At 58.3% G+C, this 16135-nt stretch carries 13 protein-coding genes and 2 pseudogenes; 7 read left to right on the forward strand and 8 right to left on the reverse strand.

Going from position 1 to position 16135, the window contains the following annotated elements; translation table 11 throughout:
- Together NCR34_RS26655 and NCR34_RS26660 are read left to right on the forward strand one after the other, a co-directional pair.
- Positions 1 to 207, forward strand: a 207-nt coding sequence (locus tag NCR34_RS26655) for a hypothetical protein (RefSeq protein WP_250501303.1), incomplete at its 5' end; no start/stop codon positions are given.
- Positions 208 to 321: 114 nt separating this feature from the next.
- Complete coding sequence (locus NCR34_RS26660) at positions 322 to 561, forward strand: hypothetical protein (protein WP_350029466.1); 240 nt, start codon at positions 322 to 324, stop codon at positions 559 to 561.
- 1699 nt (positions 562 to 2260) lie between these two features.
- Here NCR34_RS26660 and NCR34_RS26665 read toward each other — a convergent pair.
- From NCR34_RS26665 to NCR34_RS26690, 6 genes are all read right to left on the reverse strand, one after another.
- Positions 2261 to 3466: a DesA family fatty acid desaturase gene (locus NCR34_RS26665; RefSeq protein ID WP_250501313.1), complete on the reverse strand. Its 1206-nt coding sequence runs from the start codon at positions 3464 to 3466 to the stop codon at positions 2261 to 2263.
- 453 nt (positions 3467 to 3919) lie between these two features.
- Entirely contained in the window at positions 3920 to 4309 is a 390-nt protein-coding gene (locus NCR34_RS26670) for a hypothetical protein (RefSeq protein WP_250501304.1), read from the reverse strand.
- 75 nt (positions 4310 to 4384) lie between these two features.
- A complete protein-coding gene (locus NCR34_RS26675) occupies positions 4385 to 4573 on the reverse strand; it encodes a hypothetical protein (protein ID WP_250501305.1) in 189 nt (62 codons plus the stop codon).
- A 162-nt stretch (positions 4574 to 4735) separates the two neighbouring features.
- Positions 4736 to 5140, reverse strand: a complete 405-nt coding sequence (locus NCR34_RS26680) for a type II toxin-antitoxin system HicB family antitoxin (RefSeq protein WP_250501306.1) — start codon at positions 5138 to 5140, stop codon at positions 4736 to 4738.
- A 249-nt stretch (positions 5141 to 5389) separates the two neighbouring features.
- On the reverse strand, positions 5390 to 5854 hold the full coding sequence (locus tag NCR34_RS26685) for a DUF2934 domain-containing protein (protein ID WP_250501307.1): 465 nt from the start codon (positions 5852 to 5854) through the stop codon (positions 5390 to 5392).
- A 1308-nt stretch (positions 5855 to 7162) separates the two neighbouring features.
- Entirely contained in the window at positions 7163 to 7807 is a 645-nt protein-coding gene (locus NCR34_RS26690; RefSeq protein ID WP_250501308.1) for a cation:proton antiporter domain-containing protein, read from the reverse strand.
- A gap of 189 nt (positions 7808 to 7996) precedes the next feature.
- Between NCR34_RS26690 and NCR34_RS26695 the strand changes: the two genes are divergently transcribed.
- Entirely contained in the window at positions 7997 to 9280 is a 1284-nt protein-coding gene (locus NCR34_RS26695) for an IS256 family transposase (protein ID WP_250501314.1), read from the forward strand.
- A gap of 1423 nt (positions 9281 to 10703) precedes the next feature.
- Here NCR34_RS26695 and NCR34_RS26700 read toward each other — a convergent pair.
- Positions 10704 to 11465 (reverse strand): annotated as a pseudogene (locus tag NCR34_RS26700) (IS630 family transposase); the annotation flags it as partial.
- 218 nt (positions 11466 to 11683) lie between these two features.
- Here NCR34_RS26700 and NCR34_RS26705 point away from each other — a divergent pair.
- From NCR34_RS26705 to NCR34_RS26720, 4 genes and pseudogenes are all read left to right on the forward strand, one after another.
- Positions 11684 to 11920 carry a hypothetical protein gene (locus tag NCR34_RS26705; RefSeq protein WP_250501309.1) on the forward strand — a complete coding sequence of 79 codons (237 nt, stop codon included), beginning with the start codon at positions 11684 to 11686 and terminating at the stop codon, positions 11918 to 11920.
- A gap of 277 nt (positions 11921 to 12197) precedes the next feature.
- A complete protein-coding gene (locus NCR34_RS26710) occupies positions 12198 to 12365 on the forward strand; it encodes a hypothetical protein (RefSeq protein WP_250501310.1) in 168 nt (55 codons plus the stop codon).
- 756 nt (positions 12366 to 13121) lie between these two features.
- The gene (locus NCR34_RS26715) at positions 13122 to 13394 is read left to right on the forward strand and encodes a hypothetical protein (RefSeq protein ID WP_250501311.1); all 273 of its coding nucleotides are present in this window, start codon (positions 13122 to 13124) and stop codon (positions 13392 to 13394) included.
- A 1075-nt stretch (positions 13395 to 14469) separates the two neighbouring features.
- A pseudogene (locus NCR34_RS26720) lies at positions 14470 to 14694 on the forward strand (helix-turn-helix domain-containing protein); the annotation flags it as partial.
- Positions 14695 to 14724: 30 nt separating this feature from the next.
- On the opposite strand, the gene NCR34_RS26725 reads toward NCR34_RS26720, so the two are convergent.
- A protein-coding gene (locus tag NCR34_RS26725; protein ID WP_250501312.1) for an IS3 family transposase occupies positions 14725 to 15911 on the reverse strand; the annotation gives its coding sequence in 2 pieces (ribosomal slippage) (positions 14725 to 15617 and positions 15617 to 15911; 1188 coding nt in all).
- Positions 15912 to 16135 lie beyond the last annotated feature (224 nt).

A 16135-nucleotide genomic window follows, 5' to 3' on the forward strand; every position in this document is an offset into this window, starting at 1 on the left:
CATCAACTTACACCACGGCCACCCTTCCTAAGCATTTTCCCGCAAGCAGCTTTTTGCACACTTCTCGGTACATTACCGCGCCGTGCGGGAGAGCAGTTCTTCGGCGGTCTCGGCGCGTGCGAAGCCGGCAACAGCCCTATTTATTTATTTTGGATTCCGACGCGGTTTAGTTTGCTTTGCCATGGTATTAGGCGCATTGTGAAGTGACACGAAATGCACCTCTGGCCGCCTGATCAGCGCCGCATTGACACCGTTGCTGGCGATCAGCACCCAAAGGGGACCACGCGGTCATGACCATCGCCACTATCGAATACAGAGGGTGTGAGCTTCGTGCTTACTCATCAGGAATTCCCACTGCATCGGGACCCGTATGCCAAAGGTGCCAGAAGGTTCTCTTCCGTTGTGCGAATCGAGGACATCCAACGCAGCAATGTGAAGCCGCGGCGCTACGCAACGGTGTACGCTGCGACTGACCCTACGAACGCGGTCGACGCCATCGATTCGGCCATGCAATACGGCAAGGACATTGTAGATGGCAAGGTTCAGGCAAACGAGCTCTGACGTACTGCTGTATCCCGGTCTTCGCTTGTTCCGAATGGCGCCCGACAGGGCGCCGATGACGCTTGGATGCGGTCCGGAACGGCTATCGCGACAGCAGGATGTTTCGCACGTTCCCTGTTCCCTATGGGTTGCTCGCAAAACAAATGCCGGGCCAGTCGCACTCTCTGCCCAGCCAAAGGATGGTAAGGCAGCACTAAGGGGTTCACTATGACATATGCAATCTACGCAATTCTGACGGCGATGGCGATCATATTTTCCGTCTCGTTTTACTGGTATCAGCAGAGCGTCCGGCGCACGGAGGAGGCCCGGTGGTTCACATACAATCATGTTATCGACAGATTGCCCGGTAAATCCAGCCTTTAGGCGTCGACGATGACCGCCCTCGGCCGGTCGATCTCTCAGTCGGCCAGTCCTTTCGCTTATCCTACTATTTGAGCAACCCGCCGCGTCATCATGTCGCCCCAACGCCCTCCGAACGCCCCTCCCGGTTCTCCAGGCTCGCAATCGACGCGCCTCCTGCGAAGAACCCAGTACGGGCGTCCTCGAGGCAGTTCCTTATGGACTTGCGCGAGATTGAAGTTACAACCGGCAGCATCCTTCTCTGCACCGACAAGTTTCCCGGGCGCCCGGCACGTGCCGCTTACCTGGCTCGCGTCCGATTGCTTCGACGGGTCAAGCGTACAACTTTCTGACCGCCTCCTCAGATCCCGCTCGTCCATCGGAGCCAAACCACGGGCTGTCAAATGTGGGGCTTACGACGGCCGAGCTTCCGGATTATTGGAGCCGTGTGCGCTTACGATTGTCCAAAGGCCCACTTGGTGCATGCACGATAGATGCGTACCGGTACTGTACCCGACGCGTCGTCGAAAATTCCTCTCCCATGAACTGCGATCGATCGACGGCGAGATCGAACATTTTCGTTTCGCGATCGAGCGGGAGTCAGTGAAGAGCAGTCCGCGCCGGTCCTCACCATCGCTTACTGGCGGCAGCGGTTGTTGAACCTTCTCACGGGACGAAGTCTCCTCGCGCATCAGCGCGACGCCATCTTTGGACTATTGAAGCGCATAGAACAGTACGACGATATTTAATGCCATGCGGCGTTTGGCCAACGCCCTTGTTGAACGCGCGGTTCAACGCTGATCAGGAGTGGGGAGCAATGGCGAGAGCAATTCCGCATCTGTGCGCCTACGAGCTGCTCGTCATTGATGACGACATTGCACATATCCGATTGGCGATTGAATGGGACTTCGATTCACGTTTTCCACAGCCAGTCCTACCACGCCTTTACTGGCGTGATCGCTTGCTTCGTCTAATCAACACGTCTCATCTCCTTCCGCAGCAGTCCGGGGCGATTGATGAGCTTCTGCGCCGACTTGACCGTTACGAGGATGGGCGAAACAGACGCTGACGAAGATTTCGGCCACTGCGAACTTGTGCGCCTGTTCAACTCACTACAGACGATCCACGAGCCGTCCATGTCTTGCAACTTGCAAATCGTCCGACCCCCACCATAGTGTCGATGCTTGACGGCGGGAGAGGCCCCCAACAACAGGAGGTGTTTGTCCGATATTGCCGGGTTCCCAACAAGCGCCCGGGCGCGTACAGGTTGCCTGACGGGTGAGGGTGTTCCTCGCCTGCGCGAAGCGTTACGACCTTGCTCCCTTAATCGCAGGTTCAATACCGACGGACAACCGGCTCGCTAGACCGCATACTGGCGCAGACGCAACGAGAATGCCCCTATGGCCTCGATGCCGCTTTGCTCGGCCGCCCGGCACCACACCTGCAACTGCTTGACCGACTGTTCGCGCGATGCACTCGAATGGCCCCAGAGAACCAACAGTTCGCGACGCAACTCGATGCAGGTGCGCAGCGTCGAGTTGTCGCCCCAGGCGCCGTGGAATGACGGCAGCTGTGGCGGCTTGCCCCAAGCGGGCGGCGCCTGCTGCCTGAGCAATTCGCGCACGTCGCACCGAAGCAGATGCTTTTCCCGGCGACGGAGGTGCCGATCCCTCGCTAAGGCCTGGACGCATACGATTTCCGCAGACTTCAGATATGAGGCCATGACTTCATGGCGGTGACGCAGTACCGCTTGCAGCGTGGCGTCGTCGACTGTGCGCTTGCCCGCGATCAGGCGCGCCGGCAGCGACACTTTTCTGACAGTCGCGAGCTTGAACGCCGCCAGGATGCAAGTGTACATCCAGCCCACATCGAGTTCGTACCACTTGTTCGACAGCTTTGCGGACGTCGGATACGCATGGTGATTGTTGTGAAGCTCTTCTCCTCCGAGTAGGATGCCGAGTGCGATCACGTTCGTGCTCGCGTCGTCGGTATCGAAGTTGCGATATCCCAGGAAATGCCCGAAGCCGTTGACAACGCCGCCCGCCCAGAACGGGATCCACATCATCTGCACCGCCCACACCGACACGCCGATCACGCCGAACAGCGCGACGTCGATGACCATCAGCAGACTAACGCCAAGATTCGGGTACCTCATATACACGTTTCGCTCCAGCCAGTCCTGAGGCATACCCGAACTGAACCTGCGCAAGGTCTCTTCACTCAGCGACTCGGCGGTGTACAGCTCCGCTCCCTCTAAGACTACTTTAAGGACTCCGCGCATTTGCGGACTATGCGGATCGTCCGCTGTCTCGCACTTCGCGTGATGCTTCCGATGCACCGCGGCCCAGGAGCCGCCGGATATACCAGTCGTCATCCAAAGCCAAAACCGAAAGAAATGACGGACGGCCGGGTGCAGGTCGAGCGCGCGGTGTGCGAGGCAGCGATGAAGATATAGCGTCACACTCACGATCGTGATGTGCGTCATCACGATCGTGCCGAGGAATAGCTGCCACCATGAAAGCGCAAGCAGGCCACTGGAGAGAAATAGGAGCAGATCGCCTAACATATTGACTTCTTTCTGCCGCTGAGCGACAGCTATGCGCTTGATCATGTGACATGACAGCTTAAGGATTTGCTATCCAGCAAAGCGGCAAAGCCCGCATCCTCGTCAGCCACGCCCGTCTTACCAACCGCTGCCTGCCATAAAGGCCGCGCCAAGGTTGGCTCGACTTCATCCCCCGCACCTGCCTAACGACGCCCTTGTTTCGATTACCAAGCTAATGATTTCTCATGCAACGCAAACTTCTCGTCTGTCACGACGCAGGTGTCGATTTCTGCCGTGCAGCTTGCTTAAGCTGGTGATACGGCGGCTAAAATCCGCTAGGCCGAGGGCAAAGCGAAAGCGCGCAACCCCGTTCCGCATCGCAGAGTTATCGATGCCGCCAGATTACGAGACCACCGCGCGAGGCATGGCGCTCCGCGAAATCTAGCCAACGTGTGCGAGTCTGGCGTCGCGGTATCACAGCGATGCGCTGGCCGTTGCCGCCGTTGCGCCGATCTGAAGAGTGGCTTGCAATTCAACCCAACGAGCGATGACCGTTGGATCCCCCGTCAAAAACAGCGGCGAGGACACCCATTTTGTAACATCGTCTTCCGACCAGGCCATCTCAAAGATCCGTAGATCCTCGTCTGTGCTCTTGCCGAAACCAATCAGTTCCGTACAAGAGTGAAGGCCGTAGAGCGAAACGAAATCTGTCGATACGTTATATACAGCGCACACTCCGCGAAGCGCTATCTTCCACGCATCGTTGCGATTCGCCGCAAGCATAAATACAGCTTGCTTACCGGGAAACTCCAAAATCATGCGATATAAATGTTTTCTGCAGTCTTTACTTAGCTGGGTCATCATGATCCCCTCACAACTCTCCAACGGCACGGACCCGAAATTCGTCAGTACGTGGTCATATTCCCCCTCGTAGTGGTCTCACGAATCACTGTCAGTCTGCGCTTCTTGGACCACTTCTGTTTCTGGGCTGCATTCCGTGCTCTGTTCGGCGGCCTTTTCGTCGTCGTCCTCGGCAATCCGCATCCCATCATCCGTCGCATTCGCTGCGGCCTGCCTGCTATTCCTGGCCTCCGTCAATTCTTCGGCATCTACCTGTTTATCGATCATGGCCTTTTCCTCCTCATCGAAACGAGCTACGACTAGCATTGCGCTCGTACCTCACGTTGAGCGATACGAACGACCAGAAGTCCTTGGTTTTTAATGTTCTTGGCTTCAATGCCCATTAATGTTCGATCTGCAGCAGCGCGCCACGACGCGACTCGCGGACGTTCACCCATTTCTAGGATCCCCAACCTCACGCGCCGCAGCTAGTGCAAAGAACGCCGAGCGCGTCAAACGCCGCTGTTTCGCGCTCGCATCGACTTCGTGCAGCAGGCTCGCCGAAAGGCTGAACTCAACGCTTACAGCCTGCGATGTAACCCGCAGCAGGTTGATCTCGACGAACATCCAAATGCCATGGCCATCGTCCATTTCCAACGACTGGAGTTCCGACATGCTGCAGGTCGGACCGGGTATGAGTTGCTCACTTCTGTCGTACTGCAGTTCGACCGCGCCCTGCGCACTCGCGCGGAGTTCATCAAGCGAGGCACCACGAGCAGAGGCTAAAGGTAGATCGGCGAAACTAGCGCGGAAACCGTTACGGCTATCACCGTGCACATATAGCGGGTATTGCATAAGGTGCTCCCTCACACTGCCCACATCGGGGCAGATATCTCACAATTTGGTGGCGACAACTTTCCCGTCAACGATGTCCAAGTACCCGCGCTGCGTCAGTAGTGGGAAACCGTGGCAACCGCAAGCTGCCCGCCCCAGGGTGCTTCGCGGCTATATCCACGGTGACATCGGCATACCGGTCCAAGCACGGTCAACATGCAACCGGCACTATTCCGGTCCTTCATCGAACCGTTAGCCTTGATTGGCGAATCACTGTGCCTGAAAGTCAACGAGTCGACGCCAATGTTCATCTTGACGGCCCTCCGGACTTCCCTCCTGCTGCCACAGAACGTAGGCCCGTTCCCGAAGATGCTGATCACGCGCCCGTTGCCAGTGTTCTTCCGCGCGCCCATCGGGGCGTCCGTCTGTCTCCCAGAGCAGGTATGCTCGCTCGCGCACAGCCTCGTCCAAGGCCCGTTTCGTTTCCGAATTCCTCTCAATGTCGTCGCCGTAAGGAGCCATCTGACCGCCCCGATCAATATGTTGCCTGGCTGTCAAAGTGCTAAGTTCAGTGTCGGCCACGAGGCGGCCGTGGGCTGCCGCTTCGAGCGCCTTAGCGCTGTATTGCGGATGGTCGAAGGCGTCGGTGGTGTGGTCCGACTCGTTGAGTGTAATTGGGTACGTGTGCAACACGGTGCCGTTGCGGTCTATTACATCGATCAAGCGCTCGTTCATGACTGGCTTCCTAGTGTCTATCCCTTTAATGCAAGGGCTGGACGGTTCAATATATCTTCAATCACGGCGCTATCGAAGGCCGCGCCGGTCTGACCGGGGGCACCTTGCTTGGACACGGAACAGCCAAATCACTTGGCGGGGCGAGACGGCACGTCGATCGCGGCTGGGCAGCGACTCGGCCCAACAGATAGCCCGTCTTTCGGTGAGCAACCCGTCGCACAGCGCTTCTAGAAAAGCGCGTCGAGATCAGCCTCTCATACCGTCAGCAGGATATCGCCACTTGCTTAGAGTCGAATCGATGAGCGCATAGCTGATCCGCCTTTGCTCTGCCCGCTCAGCGTCCTCAGCTTGTAGAACGAGGTGGCGTGCCCGACGGTCCCGGTTGTAGGCGGTTTCATTCGCCGCAGCGGGAAGTGCATTCCTATTTTCTAGTCGCATAAGTACCTCTGAAGGCCGCCTCCATTAAACGCGAGGCGTGTTCCGACTGTACACCTTTGGCCGCTGGGTGAGAGGCTTTATTTTGGCCAAGTCATGCAGTTGGTTTATCGTGATTTGCACTCCCGATCGCGTTAATGCCGCCTTATAGGTCAGATGATCACAGGCGCTTATTCGCGTTGCTTTTACGAACTCTGCCGCCGCGTGAAGACCTAGATTGGCAAGAGCTACGCCGACTCATCGCCTTCGATGCGCGCGGGTGGCAGATGCCTCGCTGGCGCTCATGACCATGGAGGCCCCAGAAAGTAGACCGGCGAGGCGCATTGCCGACGCCGCTTGGAAACACTGGCCGCTCCGTCGCTCGCAGATAGGAGGCAGCCCTATGGGTGCGCAACTTTACGCGGTGCCGAGCCCGTTGCGGCACACGCCGCAGGCGCGCGGTGATAGCGAGCAGCGTAGTACACAACGCCGGTCTGCGCCGGTCACTCTGCCGTTCATCGGCGGAGGCGCGGAAGAGATCGGTCATAACACCTCATCATCGGCCGGACCGAAGCACCATGCAGCACGATCGATGCGGATATAACGCCAAGCGTCAGCGCCAGAAATCGCCTAGAGAGCGGGTCCCTGAGGCCATGATTTATCGCTTACATCAGCTAGAACATCGAGCCGATACCACCCATTCTGATCCACGCCATCATCGCGCCAGTACGTGTGATGGTTGCCGTGCCAAGCGCGCCGCTAGCCACTGCCGCGGGGCGCACGAGCAATAGCACGGCGGAATGAACCACCACAACACTCACTGGCGCCGTCCCGGGAAGCGGTGCGCCTATGATCACGACTACCGTCAGCTCAGCGAGATATTCGAGCTGCGCGTTAAAGTTTCGCACTGCGTCCCATCACCTCGCTGGCGTGATGCGGATGCGTTGCGAGCGTTTCATGTTCATGTCCCTCGGCGCCCGAAGTAGCGCCCAAGGGCACCGTACCGCGTCGGGGCAGGTCCTGCACTCGCTTGAATGCTAGACCAGCGGCGAACACAGCGAGAAAGCCCGACGCTTCACCTAGCCGGGCGACCCCGTAAGCCATGCCGATCACGCTAATCGCTAGAAATTCGTCTAGTCCAACCGCTTGCTCATGCCGCGTTCGCAAATACAGAACCACATCCCCGACCACAGCCCCTATAAGGCCCCAAGGACGATGCCAGCACCGCTCGACCATAATACGTCCAAAAATATCCAGTGCCAGACGCTTAAATGCGCAAGGCCCCTTGGGCATCGCAAAGCCCAGCGCAACAAGCGGAAACGACGTGGCGTCGTTCACAGCGCCCTCGCCGGCAAGGTTGAACCTGAGGCGATCAGGATCCTGGCCACGCTCCGTCTGTACGCCGGACGCCAAGACGGGATCGGTCGGAGCCAGAATGCCGCCAAGCAAAATGGCTGCGCCCGCTGGCAATCGCAGTCCGCAAACACCGATCGCGGTGATTATGCCGACCGTGCTCGCCGTCGAAAAACCGCAAGGCATAGGGAGACAAACCATCGCCGATCCAAAATCGGTACGCCCATGCGCAAACCGACAGTGAATCACGAAATCAACAGGAGCTATCGTTGAAACTGGTGTACGCGGCGTAGGGAAGAGGCGGAAGAAGGCCGTGGCGATTGAAGGAGAATGTTGCTTCTCACGGTAACACTTCCACAATCGAACTCCACCACCATGGCGAAACATACGCAGGAAACTAGCGGCAGCCAAACAGCGGAAGAAGCGCAAGTCGAGGGAGCCGCCGGCCTGGACGATTTGATTCAGCAAGGAGCGCGGCGAATCATCCAGCAGGCAATCGAAGCGGAGCTGGCAGTGATGCTCGAGCAATATTCGAATGTGAAGACGATCGATGGGCGGCGGGCGGTCGTGCGCAACGGCTACTTGCCAGAGCGCGAGATCGTCACGGCCGTGGGACCGGTGCCTGTTCAGGTGCCGAAGGTTCGCGATCGTTCGGGCTCCGGCATCAAGTTCAATTCGACGATCGTACCGCCGTATGTGCGCAAGTCGCCGCGGGCGTCGTCGTCGCTACCGTGGCTGTACCTGCGTGGTGTCTCGACAGGCGACATGGGCGAGGCGCTATCGGAGTTGCTGGGCGAGCAGGCCAAAGGGCTGTCAGCAAGCGTCGTGAGCCGTCTGAAGGCCGCTTGGTCAGAAGAGTACGAGCAGTGGAACAAGCGTGACCTCTCGGCCTCGCGCTGGGTCTACTGGTGGGCCGACGGCATCCATACGCAGGCCCGCGCGGAGGATTCGGACGGGCAGTGCCTGCTGGTGATCATCGGCGTGAAACCGGACGGCTGCAAGGAGCGAGCGGCGCTCAGCGACGGCTATCGCGAATCGAAGGAATCCTGGGAAAAGCTGCTGCTCGATCTGAAGAAACGAGGTCTGCAGGCGCCGCCGCTGCTCGCAGTCGGCGATGGCGCGATGGGGCTGTGGGCGGCGCTTGAAGAAGTGTTTCCCCAGACACAGCATCAGCGCTGCTGGTTCCACAAGATCGGCAACATCCTCAACGTCATGCCCAAGTCGCAGCACGGCAAGGCCAAGGCGGCGCTTGCTGAAATCTGGAATGCCGCGACAAGAGCCGATGCGATCGTCGCGTTCAACCAGTTCGTCGACATGTACGCGGCAAAGTATCCAAAGGCCGTCGAGAAACTCACGAAGGACCGAGACGAATTGCTCGCATTCTACGACTTCCCTGCCGAGCACTGGCAGCATGTGCGGACCACGAATCCGATTGAATCGACGTTCGCGACGGTGCGCCATCGCACAAGCCGCACACGTAACTGCCTGTCGCGCGCAACCTTCCTCGCGATGGCGTTCAAGTTGATTGAAGCCGCCGAAAAGTCATGGAGGAAAATCCGCGGCGCAGAGAATATCGAGGCGCTTCTGAAGGGTATCCCCTTCGAGGACGGAACCCCGGCGATTGGAAGCACACCGGCTCCTCAATCGCTGGCCGCTTGATCACGCCGTCCGACCCGCGTACACCACTCTTGACGATTGCTCAATCAACAGCGCGACCTCCGCTATTCGGCCTAGCAGTTCTGCATGATGCATGGGGTTCAATGTCCACAGCATTCCGCGCCGACACAGATGGCACGAAACATCTCGCGTGTCGATGCAAAGCGCAGTGTCTCCGCGGAAGATACATACACGTCCAAAGCGCGAACCTAATTGCTTATCACTGTACTTCCCGCAGGGAAGGTATTCGGTGACCCTTGTTGTGACGCAGCATCACGCGAGGTAGCGTTACGCCATGTGGGTGGCGGCCGAGGGGACGGCGTTATCACCGTTACCATGGAATATAAACGACATCGTGCGGCTGTTTGCCTTCAAAGGGGCGAGCCTGTGCCGACACCCGCAATGGCCGAGATCTTCGATCAACCAATGCGCCCCAACGCGGCTGGCCTGTAGCGCGCTGGGGCGGGCCGCCTTGGGCCTGTTCATTGCCCGCGAGATGACACTAGCGCAAAGAAGCACCATCGCTGTTTCCTCCGCCGGCGGTGGAACCACGCTTACGGTGACGCCATCGCACGTCCTAACCAAATAGACCGCGACAGTTCTTTAGAATGGTTTCACACTTCGCGTAGCGGTTGAATCTCGCGGCCGCCGGTGGCGGGGGAAGTATCGTGGCAAAAGGTCGAATACGTGGAAAGAAAGAGGCGAAAAAGCCGAAACAGCGTAAGCAAGCAGCGTCTCCTGCGGACGCCGTGTCGTGGACAACTCCCCGAAGAGAAACGTTGAAGCCTGCGCACCGGCCAAGAACAAATCGCACGCGCAGCTCCCATCGGATGGGTTGCACAGACGACTTGTTCGCGTCGGATCGTTGGCACGAACGGCTAGCCAAAGCGGATTGTTTCGTTTGTTTCCACACTGAGCAACTTCTAAGTGCGAGACGCGACGCCGACTCTGGCCCGATGACTCGGTATGGGACGAACAGGACGGTCCAACAGCCCAAATGGCATATCAACCGACGCTTTTGCACGCATCCACGTGTCTATACCATCCGCCTCTTGAAGACAGAAGCTTTCCAATTCGGTCACCGGTTGATCCGAGAAGCGTGACGATCAGTAGTTGGCTTTCCTAGCCTTGCGTGTTCCTGCTCCGGTTGTAGGGGTGGCTGTATTCGGCTCCGAGAACAAACGAATCAAACACAGGATGCCGTCTCAGCAGATTTCGAACGACCGCGTAGGCGTCGTGGCCAAAAGCTGAAGTAAGGGGCGCGTGAGGACGGTGGACGCGGAACTGATGAACTGTTGGATTTTCGAGCGTAGCGGTAGCAGAGTCGGACTTCATCGTTTCCATCATCCCCTCCAGGGCTTGGTCGTCGTGAAGTGTCGCCGTGGTTGACGGGCTGATACGACACGCCAGCAAGTTACCTCGCGCAGATCAGATGCAACTCCTTGCCCTTGGGAGTCTCGCGCTCGATCTGGCGCAGGAAGGCGAGCCATTCGGTGTGACGGTGGCGCTGATCGCAGCGGGCGATGACAGAACCATCGAGAGTATTGAGCGCTGCGAACAGGGTCGTGGTGCCATGACGTTTGTAGTCATGCGTCTGGGTGGCCGCACGGCCTCTCTTCAAAGGCAGTCCGGGCTGGGTACGGTCGAGTGCCTGCACTTGGCTCTTCTCATCGCAGCACAGCACCAGCGCATGCTCGGGCGGGGACATGTACAGGCCCACAATGTCCTCAAGCTTCTCGGCGAACTTCGGATCCCGCGAGACTTTGAAGCTCTCGACCAGGTGAGGTTTGAGTCCGTTGGCCTGCCAGATTCGCAGCACCGTGGTGTCGCTCACGCCGGCTTTGCGTGCGAGGGTGCGCGTGCTCCAGTGAGTCGCGGCTTCGGGCGTGCTCTGCGTCGTCAACCGTACGATCTCGGCTCGATCGATGCGAGGCTTGCGCCCACTGCGCGGCAAGTCATCTTCGATCGCTACGACGCCGCCCTGAACAAAGCGCTCGCGCCAACGTCCCACCTGCACCCGTCCGATTCCCAATGCCGCAGCAATCTCCCGATTGCCCATACCATCGGCTGCCAGCAAGACGATCTGCGCTCGCCGAACGGCTCTTACCTCGAGGGTTTGCGATCTCACCATCGCTTCAAGCCTGATGCGTTGTTCGCTGCTCAATTCAACCGGTTTCGCCGTCTTCATGACTCGCTCCCTCGTTCGTACAAAGAGTACGACGACGACACAACCCATTGGTTCCACTAATTCAGAAGCACTACACTAGGGCGAATTGGCGCACGAGTTCTCCGTGCTTCTGCTCTCTGCTCTTCGTTTTACGCGTCTTGCACAGCCTTCGCCGCGAGCTCGCGCACGTTTCTATTTCGTTGCCCTCGTGCTAGTCTTGGTCGCCAATCGGAGGGTTTATGAATCGGATGATTGAGTACCGAGGCTTTGAGATTCACGTTGAGCTGACTTCCGCTGCTCAGGATGTGTTTGATGTGACGGTTCAGATCAAAGGCTCCGAGAACGTCCAGGTGCTCGGCGCACGAGCGAACAGCGTAAAGCTGCGTAATGGCCCCTTCACGGAGCGATGGGCGTATCTGGTCGGAGAAGTTGCCGGGCATGCTGCTATCGATGTCCTACTCGGTTCTGAGGACTAGCCGCGTGTGCGTGTCGCCGGCTACTGGTTTCGGCAGGGGCGGTTGTCCAGTGGAGTCGAACGCTTCCGCCTGCCGTAGCTTGCTGCGATGCGCAGCTTTTCATCGTGATCGCGTATCGCCTCTTGCGGTCATCGCGGCGGTCGAAGGTGGCGTGCGCGGTGCGCAGTCCGTCCGCCTCTCTTTCGATGATCGCCGCAGCGCGGTCGATAAGGGCGCGTAGCTTCACTTCTATCCTCGTGCAATCACAGCCTGCCCAATACCCGCGCAGCGTCGACGCATGACCGATCTGGCGATCCACGCTCTGGTCATGCAGGCGCCAATACCGCGGGCTCGTGACGATCGTCTGCGCCCTCACGCGATCGCGATCATCGCGCGCATCATGTCTCGGCAGTCGCTGAAGTGGCACTGGTTGACGGAGCGCCAGGTAAAACCCGTTGTCGATTGATTGGTGTTACGATGCAGGACAACTACCGGAGTACGCTATGCAGCGCGAGCCGATTCGTATCGGAGACTCCGTCTATCACGTCATCGTTCAGCCCCTCGTCGGCGGCGACTTCACTTTCTTCCTTCTTCAAATCGATCAGAGATCGTCTCCCGAAGTAGAAACGCGCTTCGGCAGTCAGCTCAGGTTCGAATCAGCGTCCGATGCTTATGAAGGCGGATGTGCCCAGATACGTCTTCGCGCGAGAAGAGGCCGCTTTTAGGGCACTTTCGACGCTCGCGAACGTGGATAGGTGGCGGATTACGCGGGCTGCGCGCCGCGTTCCTCCAGTGCGCGTTGAAAACCCGCCGCGCCTTTTTCGATAAGCTTCTACGTGGCCCGTTCGATGGCCTCTTCGATCGTGTCGCCGCCAGTGATCCGGAATCCAGTGCCAACGTGCGTCACTCGGAGCAAATCGCGCTCGTCGTCAGGGACGGCTATGTGGTACTCGTCGACGAAGTCATTTCTGAAGAGCGGTTTGAAGTGCACGACGAAGACATCGCCCGTCCGTGTTCGGCAACGCGACCGGATCGCCGACCGGCTCGGACAACTCGTCGCGCTGGCAGGCGATCTTGAATCCCAGGGTTTCCTCTATTCCTTATCCGGCGCTGCCGAGCGCCCGGTGTGGTAATTCGCGCCGGCTAGCGGTTTACCGGGCGTGCAGCGCATATAGCGCGTATAGTGGTTTCACATGCCGCTCCAGGTGTGTAGGAGATGAGCATGAAAAACCAGTCCTGCCTGCCATATCGCGGCTACACGATCGACGTGCGCGTCGTTTCTAGCAAAGCACCGTCGCTTGATGGCCAAGAAGTCCGGTACGCCGTCTCATGGTCGATTCTTTCTTTCGACTCCGACGCTGCGCCCATCGTTAGTTTGCCTGAGCAACTCAATTTCCTTACGCCCGACGAAGGATTTAGATATGCCGAACGACAAGCGAAGAGGTTCATCGATGGGTGCGTCAATAATGCAAATGTTGGCGCAGATCCAGCCTGAACAATCTATTTGGAGTACGCTATGTCGCGCTTAATCAAGGTTGGAAATCACGAGTACCACGTCGTGGTACATCCACTGCATGCTGGCGGCGGCTTCGCCTTCACTGTCGTTGATATAGATCTGACAGGCCCCAAGATCACGGAGGCCCGCCACGACAGTGCAGTTACGTTTCCTACCGAAGAAGACGCGTATAGCCGCGGTTCGGCCTACGCGCGTCGGCGCGCTAGATTGACCAGACGTTGACTCGATCTCAACCGCGCCTTCGTTGCGGTACAGCTGGATAGGATCTCTTCTGTAACGCTCTTCCTCGATTTGTAAATCCAACCCAGGACGGGCCCTCATGAATGCACCATCTCAACTACCAGTGCTGCGCTTAGAAGGGGACCTTCTCTTCAACCAACAAATCGGCAATAGAACTTCGGATCCAGGCGACACATGGGTGCTTGGGCGAAGTTTTTGGCTCGGACGGCTCCGTACAAGGGGACAACAAAGCGTTGTATCCCAAGCACGGAAAAATCGCTTCGATCGCAACCCGGAAGGTAATGACGGGTATAAATTTGCGGGTTAAAGGCCTTCGTTCCGACTTCAGGGTGTTCTTTGCGATCGGTGGTGACAGCGTCCATCGTCAGAGGTAGGGTTCCCTCAGCCACGAGCAGAAGAGCAACGTCAACTGGCCTCATCACTGCGCCGCTGGCGATCGCGTATTTTTGTTGTCGAAGGCGGACAAAGGCCACTGAATGCCTCGCCGCGTATCCTCAACCGCACTCATCGATAACGCAGTTGATGCCACCGGGCACCAGTCGGTCGTCGATCTGCTCGTCGGAAGTGATGCCGGCACGTATGCACATGAGGCGACTCAGAGGGCTCGAGGGGTTGAGTAGGGCTTCCGTCACGAACCTTGTTAGCGTTGTCGCGCCAGAAGGAATGACGCCGCATCGACGGTTAGCGACAACGTCGTGCCTTCAAGGATTTTCGTCAAGCCACGCCTTCACACACGCTATCGCGCTCGTGGGCGGCACGCTCCCTATCGAACTAGTCCATTGCGTCATTGAAAAAGCACCCGATTTAGTATTCAATGAAACGCATGGAAAAGATGATTTTGAGCGCGCTCGAGCGCGAACAATTGCTGGCAGCAACTCGTAGCCAGACGGTGCGCGCAGCTGACGCCCGGCGCGCTCGGCTGATTTTGATGCTTGACAACGGCGAAACACGCGAGGCGATCATGCAGCGGCTGCGATGTGACTCGCGCTTCATTTCGCGATGGTCGAGTCGGTTCTTGGCCGAGCGGCTGGCAGGCCTGTGATCCTGCCTCGCTTCCACGTACAGCAAATCATGCAGCGATCATCCTAGCCTCGTATTCGACTGGAGTGCAGAAATCGATAGAGGTGTGCAGGCGTTGTCGATTGTAGTAGCCCTCGACCCAGTCGACGATATCCAGACGAGCCTGAGCGCGCGTTTCGTAGCGAACCTGATAGATTCGCTCGACTTTCAGGGTTTTGAAGAAGCTTTCCATTGGCGCGTTGTCCCACGCATTAGCGCGACGGCTCATCGAAACTTTCATCTTGAAGTCGGCAGCCAGTTTCCGGTACGCTCGGCTTGCATATTGACTTCCGCGATCGGAATGTAACAACAACCCCGGCACGGGCTTACGGTGCCAGCACGCGCTGCGCAGTGCCTGGCAGACCAATTCCGCGTTGATGCGATCTGACATTGACCAGCCTACGATGCGTCGGCTTGCAAGATCCAGAATAGCAGCCAGGTATAACCAGCCTTCGCCGGTCCTGACAAACGTGATGTCGCTGACCCAAGCCTGATCGGGCTGCCAGCCGTCAAAACGGCGATCAAGCAGATTGGGCGCCACCGGTAGGCGGTGTGTCGAATCCGTCGTCACCCGATACGGGCGTTTATAGACCGGCCGCAGCCCTAGACGTTGCAGACTACGGCGTACACGCTCGGCGCTCGCCGGTTGGCCCTGGGTCCTTAGTTGCCGCACGATCCGAGGACGGCCGTAGCTGCCACGACTGGCGCGGTGGATCGCTGCCACCTCCCGATCAAGCGCGGCGTTGGCCTGCGCTCGCTGACTTGGCCCGCGGTTACGCCACTGGCAATATCCGCTGCGCGACACCGTCAGGATGTGACACAGCCGAGTAACACTGTACTGGTCGCGGTGCTCGTCGATCCATGCGTACTTCACCGCGACCTCTTCACGAAGTACGCCGTCGCTTTTCGAAGGATTTCGATATCAAGTCGCGCACTGGCGAGCTCTTTGCGAAGGCGGCTGTTCTCCGCCTCCAGTTCGTTGACCGGGCGCGTCGATCGCGTGCTCTTCACTTCGTGACTGTCGACCTCGCCGATACGTTGAGCAGCGCTACTGCGTCGACTCCAATTGCCCAAGGTTGCCACGGGCACTCCAAGCCGACGCGCGGCTTCGTGCTGCCCGACTGATTCGGCAAGCCTAATGGCCTCGACTTTGAACTCGTCCGTGTACTGCCGCTTTGGCACTAGCTTCTCTGACATTAGAACCTCCGTACAAACAGAAATTAGCAAATTTCTGCTGTACGTGAAATCGAGGCACGGTCACTGTATGCGCGCCATCCTGGACGAGCTCCCGTGCATCCGCCTGATAAGCTCGAGGCGCGCGTGCTAAAGCTCACGCTCACGCGCTGTGAACTTTCGCCGTTAAGGAGCCAAACCGTTTTCGGCATAAAGGCGCCGGGGACTTTTCGGCGTTTAGGCGCCAC

The sequence above is a fragment of the Caballeronia sp. GAWG1-5s-s genome, from assembly GCF_023631445.1.
GTDB lineage: Bacteria > Pseudomonadota > Gammaproteobacteria > Burkholderiales > Burkholderiaceae > Caballeronia.